Annotated in this window: 15 protein-coding genes; all 15 read right to left on the bottom strand. The window is 64.7% G+C overall.

The features are described 5' to 3' along the window. Positions 1-19: 19 nt before the first annotated feature. Complete coding sequence (locus tag LHU95_RS06830) at positions 20-1273, bottom strand: lipoprotein-releasing ABC transporter permease subunit (RefSeq protein WP_248710616.1); 1254 nt, start codon at positions 1271-1273, stop codon at positions 20-22. Beyond that, complete coding sequence (gene proS, locus LHU95_RS06825) at positions 1273-2586, bottom strand: proline--tRNA ligase (RefSeq protein WP_248710615.1); 1314 nt, start codon at positions 2584-2586, stop codon at positions 1273-1275. Before proS ends, LHU95_RS06830 begins: the two co-directional genes overlap by 1 nt. A gap of 387 nt (positions 2587-2973) precedes the next feature. Next, positions 2974-3237 carry a DUF1467 family protein gene (locus LHU95_RS06820; protein ID WP_248710614.1) on the bottom strand — a complete coding sequence of 88 codons (264 nt, stop codon included), beginning with the start codon at positions 3235-3237 and terminating at the stop codon, positions 2974-2976. A gap of 416 nt (positions 3238-3653) precedes the next feature. Continuing rightward, a complete protein-coding gene (locus tag LHU95_RS06815) occupies positions 3654-5288 on the bottom strand; it encodes a ribonuclease J (RefSeq protein WP_248710613.1) in 1635 nt (544 codons plus the stop codon). 14 nt (positions 5289-5302) lie between these two features. Continuing rightward, on the bottom strand, positions 5303-6097 hold the full coding sequence (locus tag LHU95_RS06810) for a type III pantothenate kinase (protein WP_248710612.1): 795 nt from the start codon (positions 6095-6097) through the stop codon (positions 5303-5305). Continuing rightward, positions 6081-6815 carry a biotin--[acetyl-CoA-carboxylase] ligase gene (locus LHU95_RS06805; RefSeq protein WP_248710611.1) on the bottom strand — a complete coding sequence of 245 codons (735 nt, stop codon included), beginning with the start codon at positions 6813-6815 and terminating at the stop codon, positions 6081-6083. Before LHU95_RS06805 ends, LHU95_RS06810 begins: the two co-directional genes overlap by 17 nt. After that, positions 6812-8233, bottom strand: coding sequence for an NADH-quinone oxidoreductase subunit NuoN (gene nuoN / locus LHU95_RS06800; RefSeq protein ID WP_248710610.1), 1422 nt, complete (start codon positions 8231-8233; stop codon positions 6812-6814). Before nuoN ends, LHU95_RS06805 begins: the two co-directional genes overlap by 4 nt. Beyond that, a complete protein-coding gene (locus tag LHU95_RS06795; RefSeq protein ID WP_248710609.1) occupies positions 8233-9747 on the bottom strand; it encodes an NADH-quinone oxidoreductase subunit M in 1515 nt (504 codons plus the stop codon). Before LHU95_RS06795 ends, nuoN begins: the two co-directional genes overlap by 1 nt. A 3-nt stretch (positions 9748-9750) precedes the next feature. Next, positions 9751-11661, bottom strand: coding sequence for an NADH-quinone oxidoreductase subunit L (nuoL, locus tag LHU95_RS06790; protein ID WP_248710608.1), 1911 nt, complete (start codon positions 11659-11661; stop codon positions 9751-9753). A gap of 4 nt (positions 11662-11665) precedes the next feature. Next, entirely contained in the window at positions 11666-11977 is a 312-nt protein-coding gene (gene nuoK / locus LHU95_RS06785) for an NADH-quinone oxidoreductase subunit NuoK (protein ID WP_248710607.1), read from the bottom strand. Beyond that, the gene (locus LHU95_RS06780) at positions 11977-12654 is read right to left on the bottom strand and encodes an NADH-quinone oxidoreductase subunit J (RefSeq protein WP_248710606.1); all 678 of its coding nucleotides are present in this window, start codon (positions 12652-12654) and stop codon (positions 11977-11979) included. The genes nuoK and LHU95_RS06780 overlap by 1 nt, the downstream gene beginning before the upstream one ends. Beyond that, positions 12651-13139, bottom strand: coding sequence for an NADH-quinone oxidoreductase subunit NuoI (nuoI, locus tag LHU95_RS06775; RefSeq protein WP_248710605.1), 489 nt, complete (start codon positions 13137-13139; stop codon positions 12651-12653). The genes LHU95_RS06780 and nuoI overlap by 4 nt, the downstream gene beginning before the upstream one ends. Beyond that, on the bottom strand, positions 13136-14146 hold the full coding sequence (nuoH, locus tag LHU95_RS06770; RefSeq protein WP_248710604.1) for an NADH-quinone oxidoreductase subunit NuoH: 1011 nt from the start codon (positions 14144-14146) through the stop codon (positions 13136-13138). The genes nuoI and nuoH overlap by 4 nt, the downstream gene beginning before the upstream one ends. 4 nt (positions 14147-14150) lie before the next feature. Then, positions 14151-16172, bottom strand: coding sequence for an NADH-quinone oxidoreductase subunit NuoG (gene nuoG / locus LHU95_RS06765; RefSeq protein ID WP_248710603.1), 2022 nt, complete (start codon positions 16170-16172; stop codon positions 14151-14153). After that, positions 16172-16498, bottom strand: a complete 327-nt coding sequence (locus LHU95_RS06760) for a pentapeptide repeat-containing protein (protein ID WP_248710602.1) — start codon at positions 16496-16498, stop codon at positions 16172-16174. The genes nuoG and LHU95_RS06760 overlap by 1 nt, the downstream gene beginning before the upstream one ends. Positions 16499-16502: the final 4 nt, after the last annotated feature.

The raw sequence follows: 16502 nt of genomic DNA, 5'->3' as shown, positions 1-16502 counted from the left end.
CAGGGCCGCTTGATCAGCATCATTCATTGCGCAGCATTTCCACAGGGTCGGTCTTCGCCGCGCGCCAGCTCGGGTAGATCGTGGCCAGCAAAGCGAGGGACAGGGCCAGCGCCACCACCTGGCCAACTTCGGTCCAGTTCAGCACGGCGGGCAATTGCGTCAGGAAGTAGATTTCGGCGCTGAACAACTCCGTGCCGGAGAGCATCTGGATGAATTGCCGGATGCTTTCGATGTTCAGGCAGAACACCACGCCGACCAGGAATCCGGCCATGGTTCCCACCACACCGATCCAGGCGCCGCACATCAGAAAAATCCGCAGGATGGCGCCGCGCGTGGCCCCCATGGTGCGCAGCACCGCGATGTCCCGCCCCTTGTCCTTCACCAGCATGATGAGGCTGGAGATGATGTTGAAGGCCGCCACGATGATGATGAGCGTGAGGATCAGGAACATGACATTGCGTTCCACCTGCACGGCGGCGAAGAAGCTGGAATTCGCGTCCTGCCAATCCAGAATGCGCACCGGCTGGCTCAGTGCGGCGCGGATGTCGCGGTTGACCGCCCGCACCCGGGTCGGGTCCGCCACGAAGACCTCGACCTGGGAGGCAGCCTCGGGCCCGGTCTGGAAATAGATCTGCGCGGCCGGCAGCGGCATGAAGACATAGGTGCTGTCATACTCGTTCATGCCGACTTCGAAGATGGCGGCGATGGTGTAGGCGCGCAGCCGGGGGATGGTGCCGATCACGGTGGCGCGACCCTGCGGGCTGACCAGCGTGATCTTGTCTCCCACGCTCAGGCCCAGCCGGAACGCGAGACGCGTGCCGATGGCCACCGCATCCTCGCCCTCGAAGGCGGCCAGCGAACCGGCGCGGATATTGCCCGCGATGATCGGCCGCGCGCGCAGATCCTCGGGCCGGATGCCGCGGGCGAGGCCCCCCGTCGCGGTGCTGCCAGCGCCGGTCAGCAGCACCTGGCCCTCCACGATGGGGGTGGCGGAAACCACGCCCGGCACGCGGCGGATGCTGGCGGCGATGGCGTCGAAATCCCGCAGATTGCCGCGATCCGCGGCATAGACGCCCAGATGCCCGTTCAGCCCGAGGATGCGACCCAGCAATTCCTGCCGGAACCCGCCCATCACGGACATGACGATGATGAGCGTCGCCACCCCCAGCATGATCCCGACCAGGGAAAAACCGGCAATGACCGAGGTGAAGCGGTCGCTCTTGCGTGACATCAGGTAGCGCGCGGCGACGGCGCGCTCAAAGGCGTTGAACATCAGGCGCGCAAACGCGCCAGAGCGTCTTCGAAGGAGAGTTCCTCGCGCTCGCCCGTCATGCGGCGCTTCAGTTCCACCCGGCCATTGGCGGCGCCGCGCGGGCCGATGATGGCCTGCCAGGGGAAGCCCATGAGATCGGCATCATTGAACTTCACCCCCGCGCGCTCGGGCCGGTCATCATAGACGGCCTGGTCGGGCAGGGCCGCGTAGAGCTGCTCGCAAAGCGCATCACAGCCGGCATCGCCGGGCTTGAGGTTCAGGATGGCGCACTTCCAGGGGGCCACCGCATCGGGCCACTTGATGCCGGCTTCGTCGTGATTGGCCTCGATCAACGCGGCCACCAGGCGCGAGACACCGATGCCGTAGCTGCCCATCTCGGGCACCACGGTCGTGCCATCGGGGGCGGCGACGGCCAGCCCCATGGTCGCCGAGTATTTCTTGCCGAAATAGAAGATGTGGCCGACCTCGATGCCCTTGCCCTCGCGGCGGCGCGCTTCGGGCACGGATTCCCAGGCCTTGGGGTCGTGCATCTCCTCGGTCGCCGCGTACATGGCGGTCACCTGGTCAAAGAAGCCGGACAGCGCCGCCTGATCGTCATAGCCGACCGGGGCATCCGCCCAGTCGCGCTGTTCGAATTCGCTGTCGTAGAAGACGGTGCTCTCGCCGGTCTCGGCCAGGATGATGAATTCATGGCTCAGATCACCGCCGATCGGCCCGGTATCGGCGCGCATCGGCACGGCCTTGAGGCCCATGCGCTGGAATGTGCGCAGATAGGCGAGCAGCATCTGGCGATAGGAATGCCGGGCTCCCTCGGCCGTCAGGTCGAAGGAATAGGCGTCCTTCATCAGGAATTCGCGGCCGCGCATCACGCCGAAGCGCGGGCGCACCTCGTCGCGGAATTTCCACTGGATGTGATAGAGGTTGCGCGGCAAATCCCGGTAGCTCGTGGCATAGCCCCGGAAGATGTCGGTGATCATCTCCTCATTGGTGGGGCCAAAGAGCATCTCGCGGTCATGCCGGTCACGGATGCGCAGCATTTCCTTGCCGTAATCCTCATAGCGCCCCGAGCGCTGCCACAGCTCCGCCGATTGGATCGTCGGCATGAGAACCTCCTGTGCGCCGGCGCGGTCCTGTTCCTCCCGAACGATCTGCTCGACGCGGCGCAGGACGCGCAAACCCGCCGGCAGCCAGGCATAGATGCCGGCCGAAGTCTGGCGGATCAGCCCCGCGCGCAGCATCAACCGATGCGAAACGATCTGCGCGTCGGCAGGAGTTTCCTTGAGGGTGGGCAGAAAGGCGCGGGTGAGACGCAAGGCGGAGATTCCTTACCGGGCTGGGATGCGGCGGAACCTAACCGAGATCGGGGTGGGCCGAAACAGCCTGACCGTCCGCGCAATATTGCTGCGCCGCACCATACGATCATGCGTCGAAAATGTCTTGATATCGATGAACGAAATGGCTTAAACAAAAGAAAGGGCCGCCCCCGCAAGGGAGCGGCCCAAGTTTAGGGAGGAAACGCCAGTCACACGGCAGAAAGAGGAAAGCCCTCTCTCTGAAGTGAAGATTGCCGCAAAGGACCGGGATGGCTCAACGTCAATCGGTTCCGTAGACGGCGAAAAAGCGAGCGTCCGGCCAACGGGTGCTCAAAATCGAGGCGGCTGTTCGGGGAACCCCAGACAGTCGCCTTTTCTTTGTGCAGATCACCTGTCTGGAATGGCCAGCCAAGGGTCGCGAAAGCTGATCCAGTCGCTTTCGATCAACGCATAGACGCCGAGCCAGAGAATCGCGGCCAGGATGGTGGTCCCGAGCAGCTTGCGCCCCAGATGCAGTTGCGAGGGCGTGCCGCGCCAGCCACCCGCCTCCAGGTCACCCTTTGCATCGGGCCGCACGCCGATGGGCAGCACGGCAAAGAGCGCCGTCCACCAGATCAGCGCATAGACAACGAAACCCAGAAACCAGCCCATTTCGAATCCCTCACCCTCTAGAGCTTGTTCCGTTCGCAAGAGCTCACCAAACAAACTCTAGCCCATTGATTTTCGAGCATCTTTATCCGTGAAAACGCTCCCGTTTGCACCCTTGATGCTCCAAAGGCCGTGCCCCTCGGCAAGGCGCTCCGGAACACCCGTGAAAACAGCAGGCCGGCGCGGTTCGCTCGAATCCAGCGGACATGGCGATCCAGATCATGCATCCATGCGGCCCGGGCCATCGCGCGGCAACGGCGCTGGCTCCTTCGGCGGATCGGCCGGGCTGGCGTCTTTTGCCAGACATACCGGCAGCGCCCGGCCGACAGGGCAAGCCTGATCCGCAACGGCCCAACCCACCATCAAAACGCCGCGCTGTCCCGGGCGGCCTGAGCTGCCCGGGGTTTACGTTCGGGCCGTCAAACCCGAAGGAGGTGCACTTCGACATTGGGGCGCTTCTTCAACCGCCGCCCAACGGCCTTGCGCAGCACCGCGCGGGCGGCTTCGGTCAAGGCATCATCCTCGCGCCGCAGCCCTTTCGGCAATTCGCCCACGCCGCGCGCCAATTCATCCTCGAGCTGCGCGGATTCCGGGCCCTCGGTGTCGAACAGCCCAGGTGCCGAGACGCGCGGCCGGCCGATGACCCGCCCTGCTTCATCCACCGCCAGGCTCGCCACGACGACGCCGTTGAACAGCATGCGCTTGCGCGCGCCGATCACGGTGCCCTCCATGGGCAGCAGGCGATTGCCATCCACCACCAGGCGGCCGACGGGCACGCTCTCGGCCAGCTTGGGCTTGCCGGGGCCGAGGCGCACGACGTCCCCATCCTCGATCAGGATGGGCTCGGCGCCGCATTCGCGCGCCAGCTCCGCGTGGTGCGAAAGGTGGCGCCACTCGCCATGGACGGGGATGGAAATCCGCGGCTTCACCAGCGCGTAGAGCTTCTTCAGCTCATCGCGCGCCGGGTGGCCGGAGACATGCACCGCATGGTCATCCGCCGTCATCACCCGGCAGCCGGCCCGCGTCAGTTCATCCTGCACATGCAGGATGCCGCGCTCATTGCCCGGGATCATGCGCGAGGAGAAAATCACCGTATCCCCCTCACCCATCGAGATATTCGGGTGGGTATCGGCCGCGATCTTGGCGAGGGCGCTGCGCTCCTCGCCCTGGCTGCCGGTGCAGATGATCAGCAGGTCATCATCCGGCAGGCGGTCCGCCTCCTCCTCGCTGATGAAATCCCGGACGCTGTTGAGGTAGCCGCATTCGCGTGCCGAATTCACCGCATTGCGCAGGGAACGGCCGAACAGCGCCACATCCCGCCCCGCCGCCTGGCCGGCGAGGGCGATGGATTCGATCCGCGCCAGATTGGTGGAAAAGCAGGTGACAGCCACGCGGCCACGCAAGCCCGCGATCAACGCCTTCAGGTTGCGCCGCACCTCGGCCTCGCTGCCCGAATGGCCCTCCACCATGGCGTTCGTGCTGTCGCACACCATGGCCAGAACGCCCTCGGCACCCAGGCGCGCGAAGGCCGCCTCATCCGTGGGCGGGCCGATCAGGGGCGAAGGGTCGAGCTTCCAATCGCCGGTATGGAGCACGAGGCCGTGCCGCGTGCGGATGGCCAGCGCGCTGGCCTCCGGCACGGAATGCGTGACCTGGATGAATTCCAGCCCGAAAGGGCCGATCTCATGCGTACCCGGCAGGCTGTTGGTGATGATCTTTACATCATGCGCCAGCCCGGCCTCGGCCAGCTTTCGGCGCAGCACGGAGCTGGCAAAGGGCCCCGCGATCACCGGGCAGCGCAGGCTGGGCCAGAGATGCGCCACGGCGCCGATATGGTCCTCATGCGCATGGGTGATCACTAGCGCCAGCAGATCCGCGCGCCGTTCAGACAGCCAGCCGGGATCGGGCACCATGATCTCGACCGCCGGGTTCTCCGAGCCGCCAAAGCCAATGCCGCAATCCACCGCGAGGTATTTGCCATCGCAGCGATACACGTTGAGGTTCATGCCAATCTCGCCGGTACCACCGAGCGGGATGAAGGCGAAGTCGTCCATGGGTTCTTTTGATTTCACAACAGGTCTTTTTGAGAGATGGGGCTGGCATTGCGTTCCGCCAACAGGCGGAGGCCTTCCAGCGTGATATCGGGGTCAATGCGTTCGATCAGGGTGGTGCCTTCGGCCAGCAGCGGTGCCAGGCCGCCGGTCGCGATCACCTTCATGCGGGGGAAATCCGCCTCGTTGCGGATGCGGGCGACGATGCCCTCGATCATGCCGACATAGCCCCAGAAGATGCCCGATTGCATCGCCGAGACGGTGTTGCGGCCAATCGCCGATTGCGGCCGGCCAATGCCGATGCGCGGCAGCCGGGCGGCGGCGCGGTGCAGCGCCTCGACGGAGAGGTTGATGCCGGGCGCGATCACGCCGCCCAGATAGGAGCCTGCGTCATCCACCACATCGAAGGTGGTGGCGGTGCCGAAATCAATGACGATCAGCGGCCCGCGGTAATGGTGATGCGCGGCCAGGGCGTTCAGCAGGCGGTCCGCGCCCACCTCCTGCGGCTGATCCACCTTGATCTCGAAGCCCCAGTCGAGGATGGAGCGGGCGATCAGCGGCTCATTGCCGAACCAGTCGCGGCACAGCCGGCGCAGATTATAGAGCGCCACGGGCACCACCGTGCCGATCACGCAGCGATTCACATCGCTCGGCCGCAGCCCGGCGAATTGCATCAGGGCCAGCAGCCAGACGGCATATTCATCGCTGGTGCGGTTGGAATCCGTCGCGATTCGCCAACGCCCGCGCCATTCCGCCCCGTCATGGACGGCGAAGACGACATTGGTGTTGCCGGCGTCAATCGCGAGAAGCATCGTATCTTTCCATCACTTCGCCCGCATGGAACGCATGCAGGCGACCAGCGGTGGCAAGCAGCAGCCCGCCATCTTCCGCCAGGCCTTCGTAGCGGCCCGAGACGGGATTGTCGCCCTGCCGCAGGGTCATGAGCGACCCTCGCTCAGGGCCGCGCTCCATCCAGGCGGCGCGGATCGGCGCGAAACCCTCGGTCAGGCGCAGCTTGTGCCAATCCGCGAGCCGGCTGAGCAGGGTGGCCGCGAAGATCTCGGGCGCGATGGGCCCGAGTGCGGCCACGGCGCGCCCCTCCACCGCCGGCGCATGGGCCAGGTTCACGCCGATCCCGCAGACCAGATGGGCGATGCCGCCATGCGCATCCAGCGCCGCCTCGGAGAGAATGCCGGCGATCTTGGCGCTGCCCTCCATCAGGTCATTGGGCCATTTCAGGACGAGCGGCCGGCCGGGCGCGTGGTGCAGCGCCGCCTCATGCAGGGCCACAGCGGCCATGAGGGCATAGCCCGCAATGTCACGCGCCGCGCCGCCGGGCCGCAACAGAAGCGAGAGATGGAGGTTGCCGGCCACGGACTGCCAGGCGCGCCCGGCCCGCCCGCGGCCCTCGGTCTGGCGCCGCGCGAGGATGGCGAGGCCCGCCGGCTCACCCCGTTCGGCCAGTTCGGTGGCAAGGCTTTGCGTGCTGGGCAGGGATTCATGAACGCGAAGGCGGAACTCGCCCGTCACCCGATCAGCGCCGCCACGGCCTGCCGCGCCGCCGCCAGGAGGGGCGCGGGAAACAGGAAGAAGAACAGCGTGAAGCCGCCCGTGCCGGCCAGGACCACGGAAATCCCTGTGGGCCGCATGTCGAAGGCGGGTTTCGCGGCATCGAAATACATCACCTTCACGATGCGAAGATAATAATAGGCCGAGATGACGGAGGAGAGCACGGCAACCACGGCCAGCAGCCAGAAGCCCTGCTCGATGGCGGGCAGCAGCACATAGAGCTTGGCGAAGAAGCCAGCCATCGGCGGAATGCCCGCCATCGAGAACATGAAGATCGCCATGGCAAGCGCCATGGCTGGATCGCTGCGCCCGAGCCCGGCCAGATCATCCACGCCCTCCACCGCGCGGCCATCGCGCCGCATGGCGATGAGGACCGCGAAGGCGCCGATATTCATGGCGATGTAGATGGCCATATAGACCAGGACGCCGCGCAACCCGCCCTCGCCGCCGACGGCCAAGCCCATCAGGGTGAAGCCCACATGGCCGATGGAGGAATAGGCCATCAGCCGCTTGATGTTGCTCTGCCCGATGGCGGCGAAGGCGCCCAGCACCATCGAACCCAGCGAGGCCAGCACGATGACCTGCTGCCATTGGCCGACAACATCACTGAAGGGCCCGGCCAGCAGGCGCACCAGCAATGCCACGGCGGCCACCTTGGGCGCCGAGGCAAAGAACGCCGTCACGGGCGTTGGCGCGCCCTCATAGACATCGGGCGTCCACATGTGGAAGGGCACCGCCGCGATCTTGAAGGCCATGGCGGCGATGATGAAGATGATGCCGACGACAACGCCCGTCGAGACATCCTGCGGCGAGGAGAGCGCATCCGCCAGGCGATCGAAATTCGTGGTGCCGGCAAAGCCATAGACCAGCGAGGCACCATAGAGCAGCAGCCCCGAGGCCAGCGCCCCCAGCACGAAATATTTGAGGCCGGCTTCGGCCGAACGCGGATTGTCACGGTCAAACGCGGCGAGGACATAGAGCGGCAGCGAAAGCAGCTCGAGCCCGAGATAGAGGCTCATCAGGTCATTCGCCGAGATCATCACCATCATGCCCAGGGTGGCGAACAGGACGAGGACCGGGAATTCGAAGCGCGAAAGCCCCTCCCGCGCATTCCAGTCGAGGGCCAGCAACAGGCCGAGTGCCGCGGCCCCCAGGGCCAGCAGCTTCATGAAGCAGGAAAAGGCATCGGCCACGTATTGGCCACCAAAGCCCGTGCCCTCGCCCTGGGCGATGACCAGAACGCCAGTCAGCAGGAAGGCGCCGAGGGTGAGCATGGTGCAAGGGAAGGTCGTGTCGCGCTTGGGGATGACGCCGAAGACGAGGATCGCCAGGCCGCACAGGGCCAGCACCAGTTCAGGGAGGGCAAGGATCCAGTTCATCAGAGGCCTGCCAGATTCGAGGCGGCGCGGATCGCGTCCTGATGCTCCTGCACCATTTGCGACACTGTCACCGAAAAGAAGGAGAGAAAGGATTGCGGATAGATGCCCATCCACAAGGTCAGCGCGATGAGCGGCGCGAAGATCGCGATCTCGCGCGGGCTGAGATCGAGCAGGGCGCGCAGATCATCCCGCGTGATCTTGCCGAAGGCGACGCGCCGGTAGAGCGAGAGCATGTAGGCGGCACCTAGGATCATGCCGAGTGTTGCACCAAAGGCCACCCAGGGGTTCACCGCCCAGGCGCCGATGATCACCAGGAACTCGCCGGGGAAACCCGCCGTCCCGGGAAGCGCGACCGAGGCCATGGTGAAGAGCATGAAGATCAGCGCATAGGCGGGCATGATCTTGGCCACCCCGCCATAGCGCGCGATCTCGCGGGTGTGCACGCGGTCATACAGGACGCCCACGCACAGAAACAGCGCGCCTGAAACGACGCCGTGGCTGAGCATGGTGAACAGCGCGCCTTCGATCCCCTGCTGGTTGAAGGTGAAGATGCCCAGGGTGACGATGCCCATATGCGCCACCGATGAATAGGCGATGAGCTTCTTCATATCCGTCTGCGCCAGTGCCACGAGGCTCGTATAGACCACCGCGACAATGCTCAGCACATAGATGAAGGGCGCGAAGAATTGCGACGCCTCGGGCAGCAGCGGCACGCTGAAGCGCAGGAAGCCATAGGCGCCCATCTTGAGCAGCACGCCGGCCAGGATGACGGAGCCCGCCGTCGGCGCCTCCACATGCGCATCGGGCAGCCAGGTATGGACGGGCCACATCGGCACCTTCACCGCGAAGCTCGCGAAGAAGGCCAGGAAGAGCCAGATCTGCAGGTTGAAGGGGATGTCGAACTCGGACAGTTCGGGGATGTTCGTCGTTCCCGCCTGATACCAGAGCGCGATGATGGCCAGCAACATCAGCACCGAGCCGAGCAGCGTATATAGAAAGAACTTATAGGAGGCGTAGACCCGCCTGGCCCCGCCCCAGATGCCGATGATCAGGAACATCGGGATCAGCACGGCTTCGAAGAAGATGTAGAAGAGGATGAAGTCCAGCGCGCAGAACATGCCGACCATCATCGTCTCAAGGATCAGGAAGGCGACCATGTATTCCCGCACGCGGGATTGCACACTCTCCCAGGAGGCGAGGATGCAGATCGGCGTCAGCAGCGTCGAGAGCAGGATGAAGAGGATGGAGATGCCATCCACCCCCATGATGTAGGCGACGCCGAACTCCGGCAGCCAGGAGACCTGCTCGACGAATTGGTAATCCACATTCGCCTTGTCGAACTGCGCCCAGATGACCAGCGAAAGCCCGAAGGTGATCAAGCTGGTCCAGAGCGCCGTCCAGCGCGCATTGCTGGCGACCACCGCCGCATCGCCACGCACCATCATGATGATGAGCGCACCGAGCAGCGGCAGGAAGGTGACCAGCGAAAGAAGGGGGAAGCCCGCGGCGTTCATCGCTCAGCGCCCCATCAGGTAAAGGGAGACGAACAGGACAAGCCCGATGATCATGGCGAAGGCGTAGTTCGCCACTCGGCCCGTCTGCAATCGCACCACGCCGCGCGCCGTGCTGGCCGCCATGCTGGCCGCGCCGTTGGGCATGCCGTCGATGATCCGCACATCGCCCACCTGCCAGAATTGCAGGGCGATGCGCCGGGCGGGCTGCACGAAGATGCGGTCATACAGCTCGTCGAAATACCACTTGTTCAGCAGGAACTGATAGGCGCGCGGCGCCATGGCCGTGATGCGCCCGGGCAGCTGCGGCATGAAGCCATAGATGGCGATGGCCAGGAGGATGCCACTGATCGCCACCGTCTTGGCCATGGTCGGCACCCAATGGGGCGCATGGTGCAGCGCCTCCATCATGTGCTTGGCCGGCAGGTTGAAGACGGCGCCATTCCAGAACGCCGCGGCATGCTCGCCGATGAAATAGGGCGCGAAGACGAAGCCCGTCGTCACCGCGCCGCCCGCCAGGACGATGAGCGGGATGAGCATCACCCACGGACTCTCATGCACATGCGCCATGGTGTGATGATCCGCGCGCGGCTTGCCATGGAACGTCAGGATCAGCAGCCGCCAGGAGTAGAAGGCGGTCAGGAAGGCGGCCAGGATGCCGCAGATGAAAGCGTAGCCGCCAACGATGGAGCCCGCGGCCACCGCCCCCTCCAGAATCGCATCCTTGGAGTAATAGCCGGCGAACAAGGGGATGCCGGCCAGCGCGAGCGAGCCGATCCACATGACGACATAGGTGACCGGAATCTTCTTCCAGATGCCGCCCATCTTGCGGATATCCTGCTCATCCGACATCGCATGAATGACCGAGCCGGCCCCCAGGAACAGCAGCGCCTTGAAGAAGGCGTGGGTGAAGAGGTGAAACATCGCCGCCTGATACAGGCCCACGCCAGCCGCGAAGAACATGTAGCCGAGCTGCGAACAGGTGCTGTAGGCGATGATGCGCTTGATGTCGTTCTGCACGCAGCCGATGGTCGCCGCGAAGATCGCGGTCGAAGCGCCCACCACGGTCACGATGGCGAGTGCCACCGGCGCATATTCCATGACGGGCGACATGCGGCAGATCAGGAAGACGCCGGCCGTCACCATCGTCGCCGCATGGATCAGCGCGGAAACCGGGGTTGGCCCCTCCATCGCATCCGGCAGCCAGGTGTGCAGCCCCAGTTGGGCCGATTTGCCGCAGGCGCCGAGGAAGAGCAGCACGCCGATCAGTTCCAGCGCCGGCACGCCCAGGAAGGTTTCATCCACCTTGGAGGCGGCGGCCGCGAAGATCGTGTTGAACTCCAGGCTGCCGAAGATCAGGAAGGTCAGCGCCATGCCGAGCATGAAGAAGACATCGCCCACGCGATTCACGATGAAGGCCTTCATCGCCGCCGCGTTCGCGGATTCCTTCTCATACCAGTAGCCAATCAGCAGATAGCTCGCGAGGCCCACCCCTTCCCAGCCGAAGAAGAGCTGCACGAGATTATCCGCCGTCACCAGCATCAACATCATGAAGGTGAAGAGGCTGAGATAGGCGAAGAAGCGCGAAGGCGTCGCGTCATGCGACATGTAGCCGATGCTGTAGAGATGGATCAGCGTGGAGATCAGCGTGACCATGCCCACCATGATCGCGCTCAACGTGTCGTAGCGCAGCGCCCAGGCGAATTCGAGCTCACCCACATCCATCCAGGTGAACAGCGTGAGGGTGACGGGCTGCCCGCCCAGCGCCACCTGCCAGAAGCCGATGCTGCCGCAGATGGCGGCCAGCGCCATGCAGATCACGGTGGACCACATCGCCGCGCGGTCGCCGATCCAGCGCCCGAAGAAACCGCTGATACAGGCGCCCAGCAGGGGAAAGAAAATCGCGCCGACAAACATAGCGCTAACCTTTCAGCGCCGAGACATCATCAACCTCGATGCTGCCGCGGTTCCGGTAATAGATGACGACGATGGCAAGGCCGATGGCGGCCTCGGCGGCGGCGACGGTGAGGATGAACATGGCGAAGACCTGGCCGGTCAGATCATCCAGCTGGGCCGAGAAGGCGACGAAGTTGAGGTTCACCGCGAGCAGGATGAGCTCTACGCTCATCAGGATGACGATGACGTTCTTGCGGTTCATGAAGATGCCAAAGACGCCGAGCACGAAGAGGATGGCGCCCACCGTGAGGTAGTGGCCGAGGCCGATGGTCAGCATCAATGGTGCCCTCCATGCTCGACCTGCCTGGGCGCCGGCTTCTCCGGCGGCGGCAGCGGGCGGAGGATATCCTCGCGCCGGATGCCCGCACCGATGGCCGGCTGGGCCATCATCACCTCGGAGGAACGCGCCACCTGCTCGGCGATGTTCTGGCGCTTCGCGGTCGGCTTATCGCGCAGGGTGAGCACGATGGCGCCGATCATCGCCACCAGCAGGATCAGGCCCGAGGCCTGGAAGAGGTAGATGTAGTCCGTGTAGATGATCCGCCCCAGCGCCTCGGTATTGGACACACCCGCCGGCGTTGGTGACAGGCGCAGATCCCCGACATCCGAGGCAAAGCGCCAGGCACCCAGCACCAGCAGCAATTCCAGGAAGAGAATGCCGCCGATGATGGCGCCCACCGGCGCGTAGCGTTGGAACCCTTCGCGCAGCTGCACGAAATCCACATCGAGCATCATTACGACAAAGAGGAACAGCACCGCGACCGCGCCGACATAGACGATGACCAGGATCATCGCGAGGAACTCGGCGCCGGCGATCAGGAACAGCGCCGCCGCGTTGAAGAAGGCGAGGATGAGGTACAGCACCGAATAGACGGGGTTGCGTGACGTCACCACCATCGCCGCAGCGGCGATGAGGATGAAGGCGAAGAAGTAGAAGGCGAGGCCGGCGATCATCTGTAGGGTGCATCCAGCTCGAGACGTTTCGCGAGAAGGCTCTCCCACCTGTCGCCATTCGCGAGCAGGCGGTCCTTGTCGTACATCAACTCCTCGCGCGTTTCGGTCGCGAATTCGGCGTTGGGGCCTTCGACAATGGCATCCACCGGGCAGGCTTCCTCACAGAGGCCGCAATAGATGCACTTCGTCATGTCTATGTCGTAGCGGGTGGTGCGGCGCGAGCCATCCTCGCGTGGCTCGGCCTCGATGGTGATGGCCTGGGCCGGGCACACCGCCTCGCACAGCTTGCAGGCGATGCAGCGTTCCTCGCCATTCGGATAGCGGCGCAACGCGTGCTCACCCTTGAAGCGGGCGGAGAGCGGTGTCTTTTCATAGGGGTAGTTCAGCGTCACCTTCGGGCGGAAGAAGTAGCCCAGCGTCAGCTTCATGCCGCCGACAATCTCGGCCAGCAGGAAGGAGCGCGCGAAACGGTCCAGAGAGGTCATGCGGGCAGCAACCCTGTCAGCTTGAGGAAGGCCGCGGTCAGCACCAGCCAGAGCAGGCTGAAGGGCAGGAACACCTTCCAGCCCAGCCGCATCAGCTGGTCATAGCGGTAGCGCGGGAAGGTCGCGCGCACCCAGATGAAGGTGAAGAGGAGAGCAGCGACCTTGAGCGCGAACCAGGCAGGCCCCGGAATCCAGTTCAGCGGCGCGATGTCGAGCGGCGGATACCATCCCCCCAGGAACAGGATCGTCGTCAGCGAGGACATGAGGATCATGTTCGCGTATTCGCCCAGGAAGAACAGCGCGAAGGACATGGAGCTGTATTCGACGAAGAAGCCCGCCACCAGCTCGCTCTCGCCCTCGGGAAGGTCGAAGGGGGCGCGGTTGGTTTCGGCCAGCGTGCTGATGAAGAAGATCACGAACATCGGAAAAAGCGGGATGGCGAACCAGAGATTCTCCTGCGCCCGCACGATCTCCGTCAGGTTCAGCGAGCCCACGCAGAGCAGCACGGTCACGATGACGAAGCCCATGCTGACTTCGTAGCTCACCATCTGGGCGGCGGAGCGCAGCGCGCCGAGGAAGGCATATTTCGAATTGGACGCCCAGCCCGCGATGATGATGCCGTAGACGCCGAGCGAGGAGATCGCGAAGAGGTAGAGGATGCCGACATTGATATCGGCAATCGCCCAACCATCATTCACCGGGATCACCGCCCAGGCCAGCATGGCCAGCACGAAGGTCAGCATGGGTGCCAGGATGAACAGCCCACGCGAGGCGCCGGAAGGAATGATGGTCTCCTTCATCAGCATCTTGATGGCGTCGGCAAAGGGTTGGCCCATGCCAAAAGGGCCGACCACATTCGGGCCGCGCCGCATCTGCATAGCACCCAGAACCTTGCGCTCAGCCCAGGTGAGGTAGGCGACGGCGATCAGCACCGGCACCAGCAGCGCCAGCGTCTGCGCCACGGTGAGCGCCAGGATGCCGATGGGCGAGGCGAGGAAATCCGTCATGCTCTCACTCCGCCGCGAGTGCCGGGCGCTGATAGGTCGCGGCACATTCCGCCATGGTGGCGCTGGCGCGCGTGATGGGGTCCACCTGCCAGTAATTCCGGATCGGCAGGGTGAAGGCCGTGCTGCTCACTGCACCCGTGGCGTCCGGCCCGGCATCATCCGTGCAGCCGGGCAGCGGCGCCAGATCCAGGCGTGCAAACACCGGATGTGCCGCCGCCATCTCGGCCCGCAGCGCTTCCAGCGTATCAAACGGCAGGGTCACACCCAGGAATTGCGAGGCGGCGCGGATGATGCGCCAATCCTCGCGCGCCTCGCCGGGCGGCGGCACGGCCATGCGGCCGCGCTGCACGCGGCCCTCGGTATTGGCGTAGGTGCCGTCTTTTTCGGTATAGGCCGCACCGGGCAGGATCACATCGGCGCGCGCGGCCGCGGCTTCGCCATGATGGCCCTGGTAGATCACGAAGGTGCCGGGCTTGATGCGCGACACGTCGAAGCCATCGGCGCCCAGCAGCCAAAGCGCTTCCACGCCGCCGGCCAGCATCGCTTCCATATCCAGACCGCCCTCACCCGGCACGAAGCCGAGATCGAGCGCCGCCACCTGGCCGCCGAACTGATGCAGGATGTTGAAGCCGTGCCAATCTTCGCGCAGCGCCTCGGCGCCCCGCGCCAATTCCCAGGCAGCAGCCAGCACGGCCGCGCCATCCGCCCGAGCCAGTGCGCCGCGACCCAGGATGACCATGGGCTTGCTGGCACCCGCCAGGAATTCCGCGCCCGCCGCGAAATCCGCCGGGCCATGCCCCAGATGCGTCGCCGGATAGGTGAGGTCCACCGCCTCGCCGATCACGCCCACGCGCATCCCGCCCAACGTCCAGCGCTTGCGGATGCGCGCATTGATCACGGGCGCTTCCACCCGCGGATTGCTGCCGATGATGAGGATGGCATCCGCCTCCTCGATCCCGGCGATGCTGGAATTGAACAGGTAGTAATCGGGGCGCGAGGCATCGAGCTTCGCGCCATCCTGGCGCGCATCCAGGTTCGTGCTGCCCAGCGCGGCCAGCATCGCCTTCAGCGCGAACAGGCTCTCGGCATCCATCGTATCGCCGGCGATGGCGCCGATGCTGCGGCCGCGGATATTCTGCACGATGGCGCCAAAAGCCTCGGCCCAGCTGGCGGGCTTGAGCTGGCCGTCACGCCGCACCCAGGGCCGGTCCAGCCGCTTGCGCTTCAAGCCGTCGAAGGAGAAGCGCGAGCGGTCACCCAGCCATTCCTCATTCACGTCCTCGTTCACGCGCGGCAGCATGCGCAGGACTTCACCGCCGCGCACGTCAATGCGAATGGCGGCTCCCGTCGCGTCCAGCACATCCACGCTGTCGGTCTTGGCCAATTCCCACGGGCGCGAGACGAAGGCATAGGGGCGGCTGGTGAGCGCGCCGACGGGGCAGAGATCAATCAGATTCCCGGAAAGCTCGCTGGACAGCGCCTTCTCGACATAGGTGCCGACTTCCATGTTCTCGCCACGGCCCGTCGCGCCCATTTCCGGCACGCCAGCGACTTCGGCGGCGAAGCGGATGCAGCGCGTGCAGTGGATGCAGCGGTTCATCACCGTCTTGATCAGCGGCCCGACATTCTTGTCCTTCACGGAGCGCTTCTGCTCGTGATAGCGGCTGCCATCCTTGCCGTAGGAGACCGCCTGGTCCTGCAAATCACACTCGCCGCCCTGGTCGCAGATCGGGCAATCCAGCGGGTGGTTGATCAGCAGGAATTCCATGACACCGCGCCGTGCATTGCGCACCACGGGCGTGTCGGTGAAGACCTTCATGCCGTCCATGACGGGATAGGCGCAGGAGGCGACGGGCTTGGGCGCCTTCTCCACTTCCACCAGGCACATGCGGCAATTGCCAGCCACCGAGAGGCGCTCGTGATAGCAGAAGCGCGGGATTTCCTTGCCGGCGGCTTCGCAGGCCTGGAGCACGGAGGCGCCGTTGGGGACTTCGACCTCGATGCCGTCGATCGTGACCTTGGCCATCAGTTCTGTTCCCGATTGGCGGCGTGCCAGGCGGCCAGCAACTCACTGACCAGGATATCGTTGATGCGCATGCCCGCCGTATTGCTCTCGGTGATATGGACGCCAAACAGATTGGCGTTGTGGATCGTGGTTCCCGCAAGGTTCACATTGTCGAAGCCGGCACCGGACAGATTGGCGTTGATGAAGGTGGTTCCAGGCATGGTCCCATCCTCGAATTGCGCGCGGCTCAGGTTGAAATGCTCAAAGCGCGTGCCGACCATGTGCACATCCTCGAAGCGTGACGCATCGTGGATGGCAGAACGCACATTGAGAGGGGCACTCGTCATGCCC

It is taken from the genome of Sediminicoccus sp. KRV36, assembly GCF_023243115.1.
GTDB lineage: Bacteria > Pseudomonadota > Alphaproteobacteria > Acetobacterales > Acetobacteraceae > Roseococcus.
The sequence above is the reverse complement of the archived record's forward strand: the minus strand, read 5'-3'. Positions and strand labels throughout refer to the sequence as shown.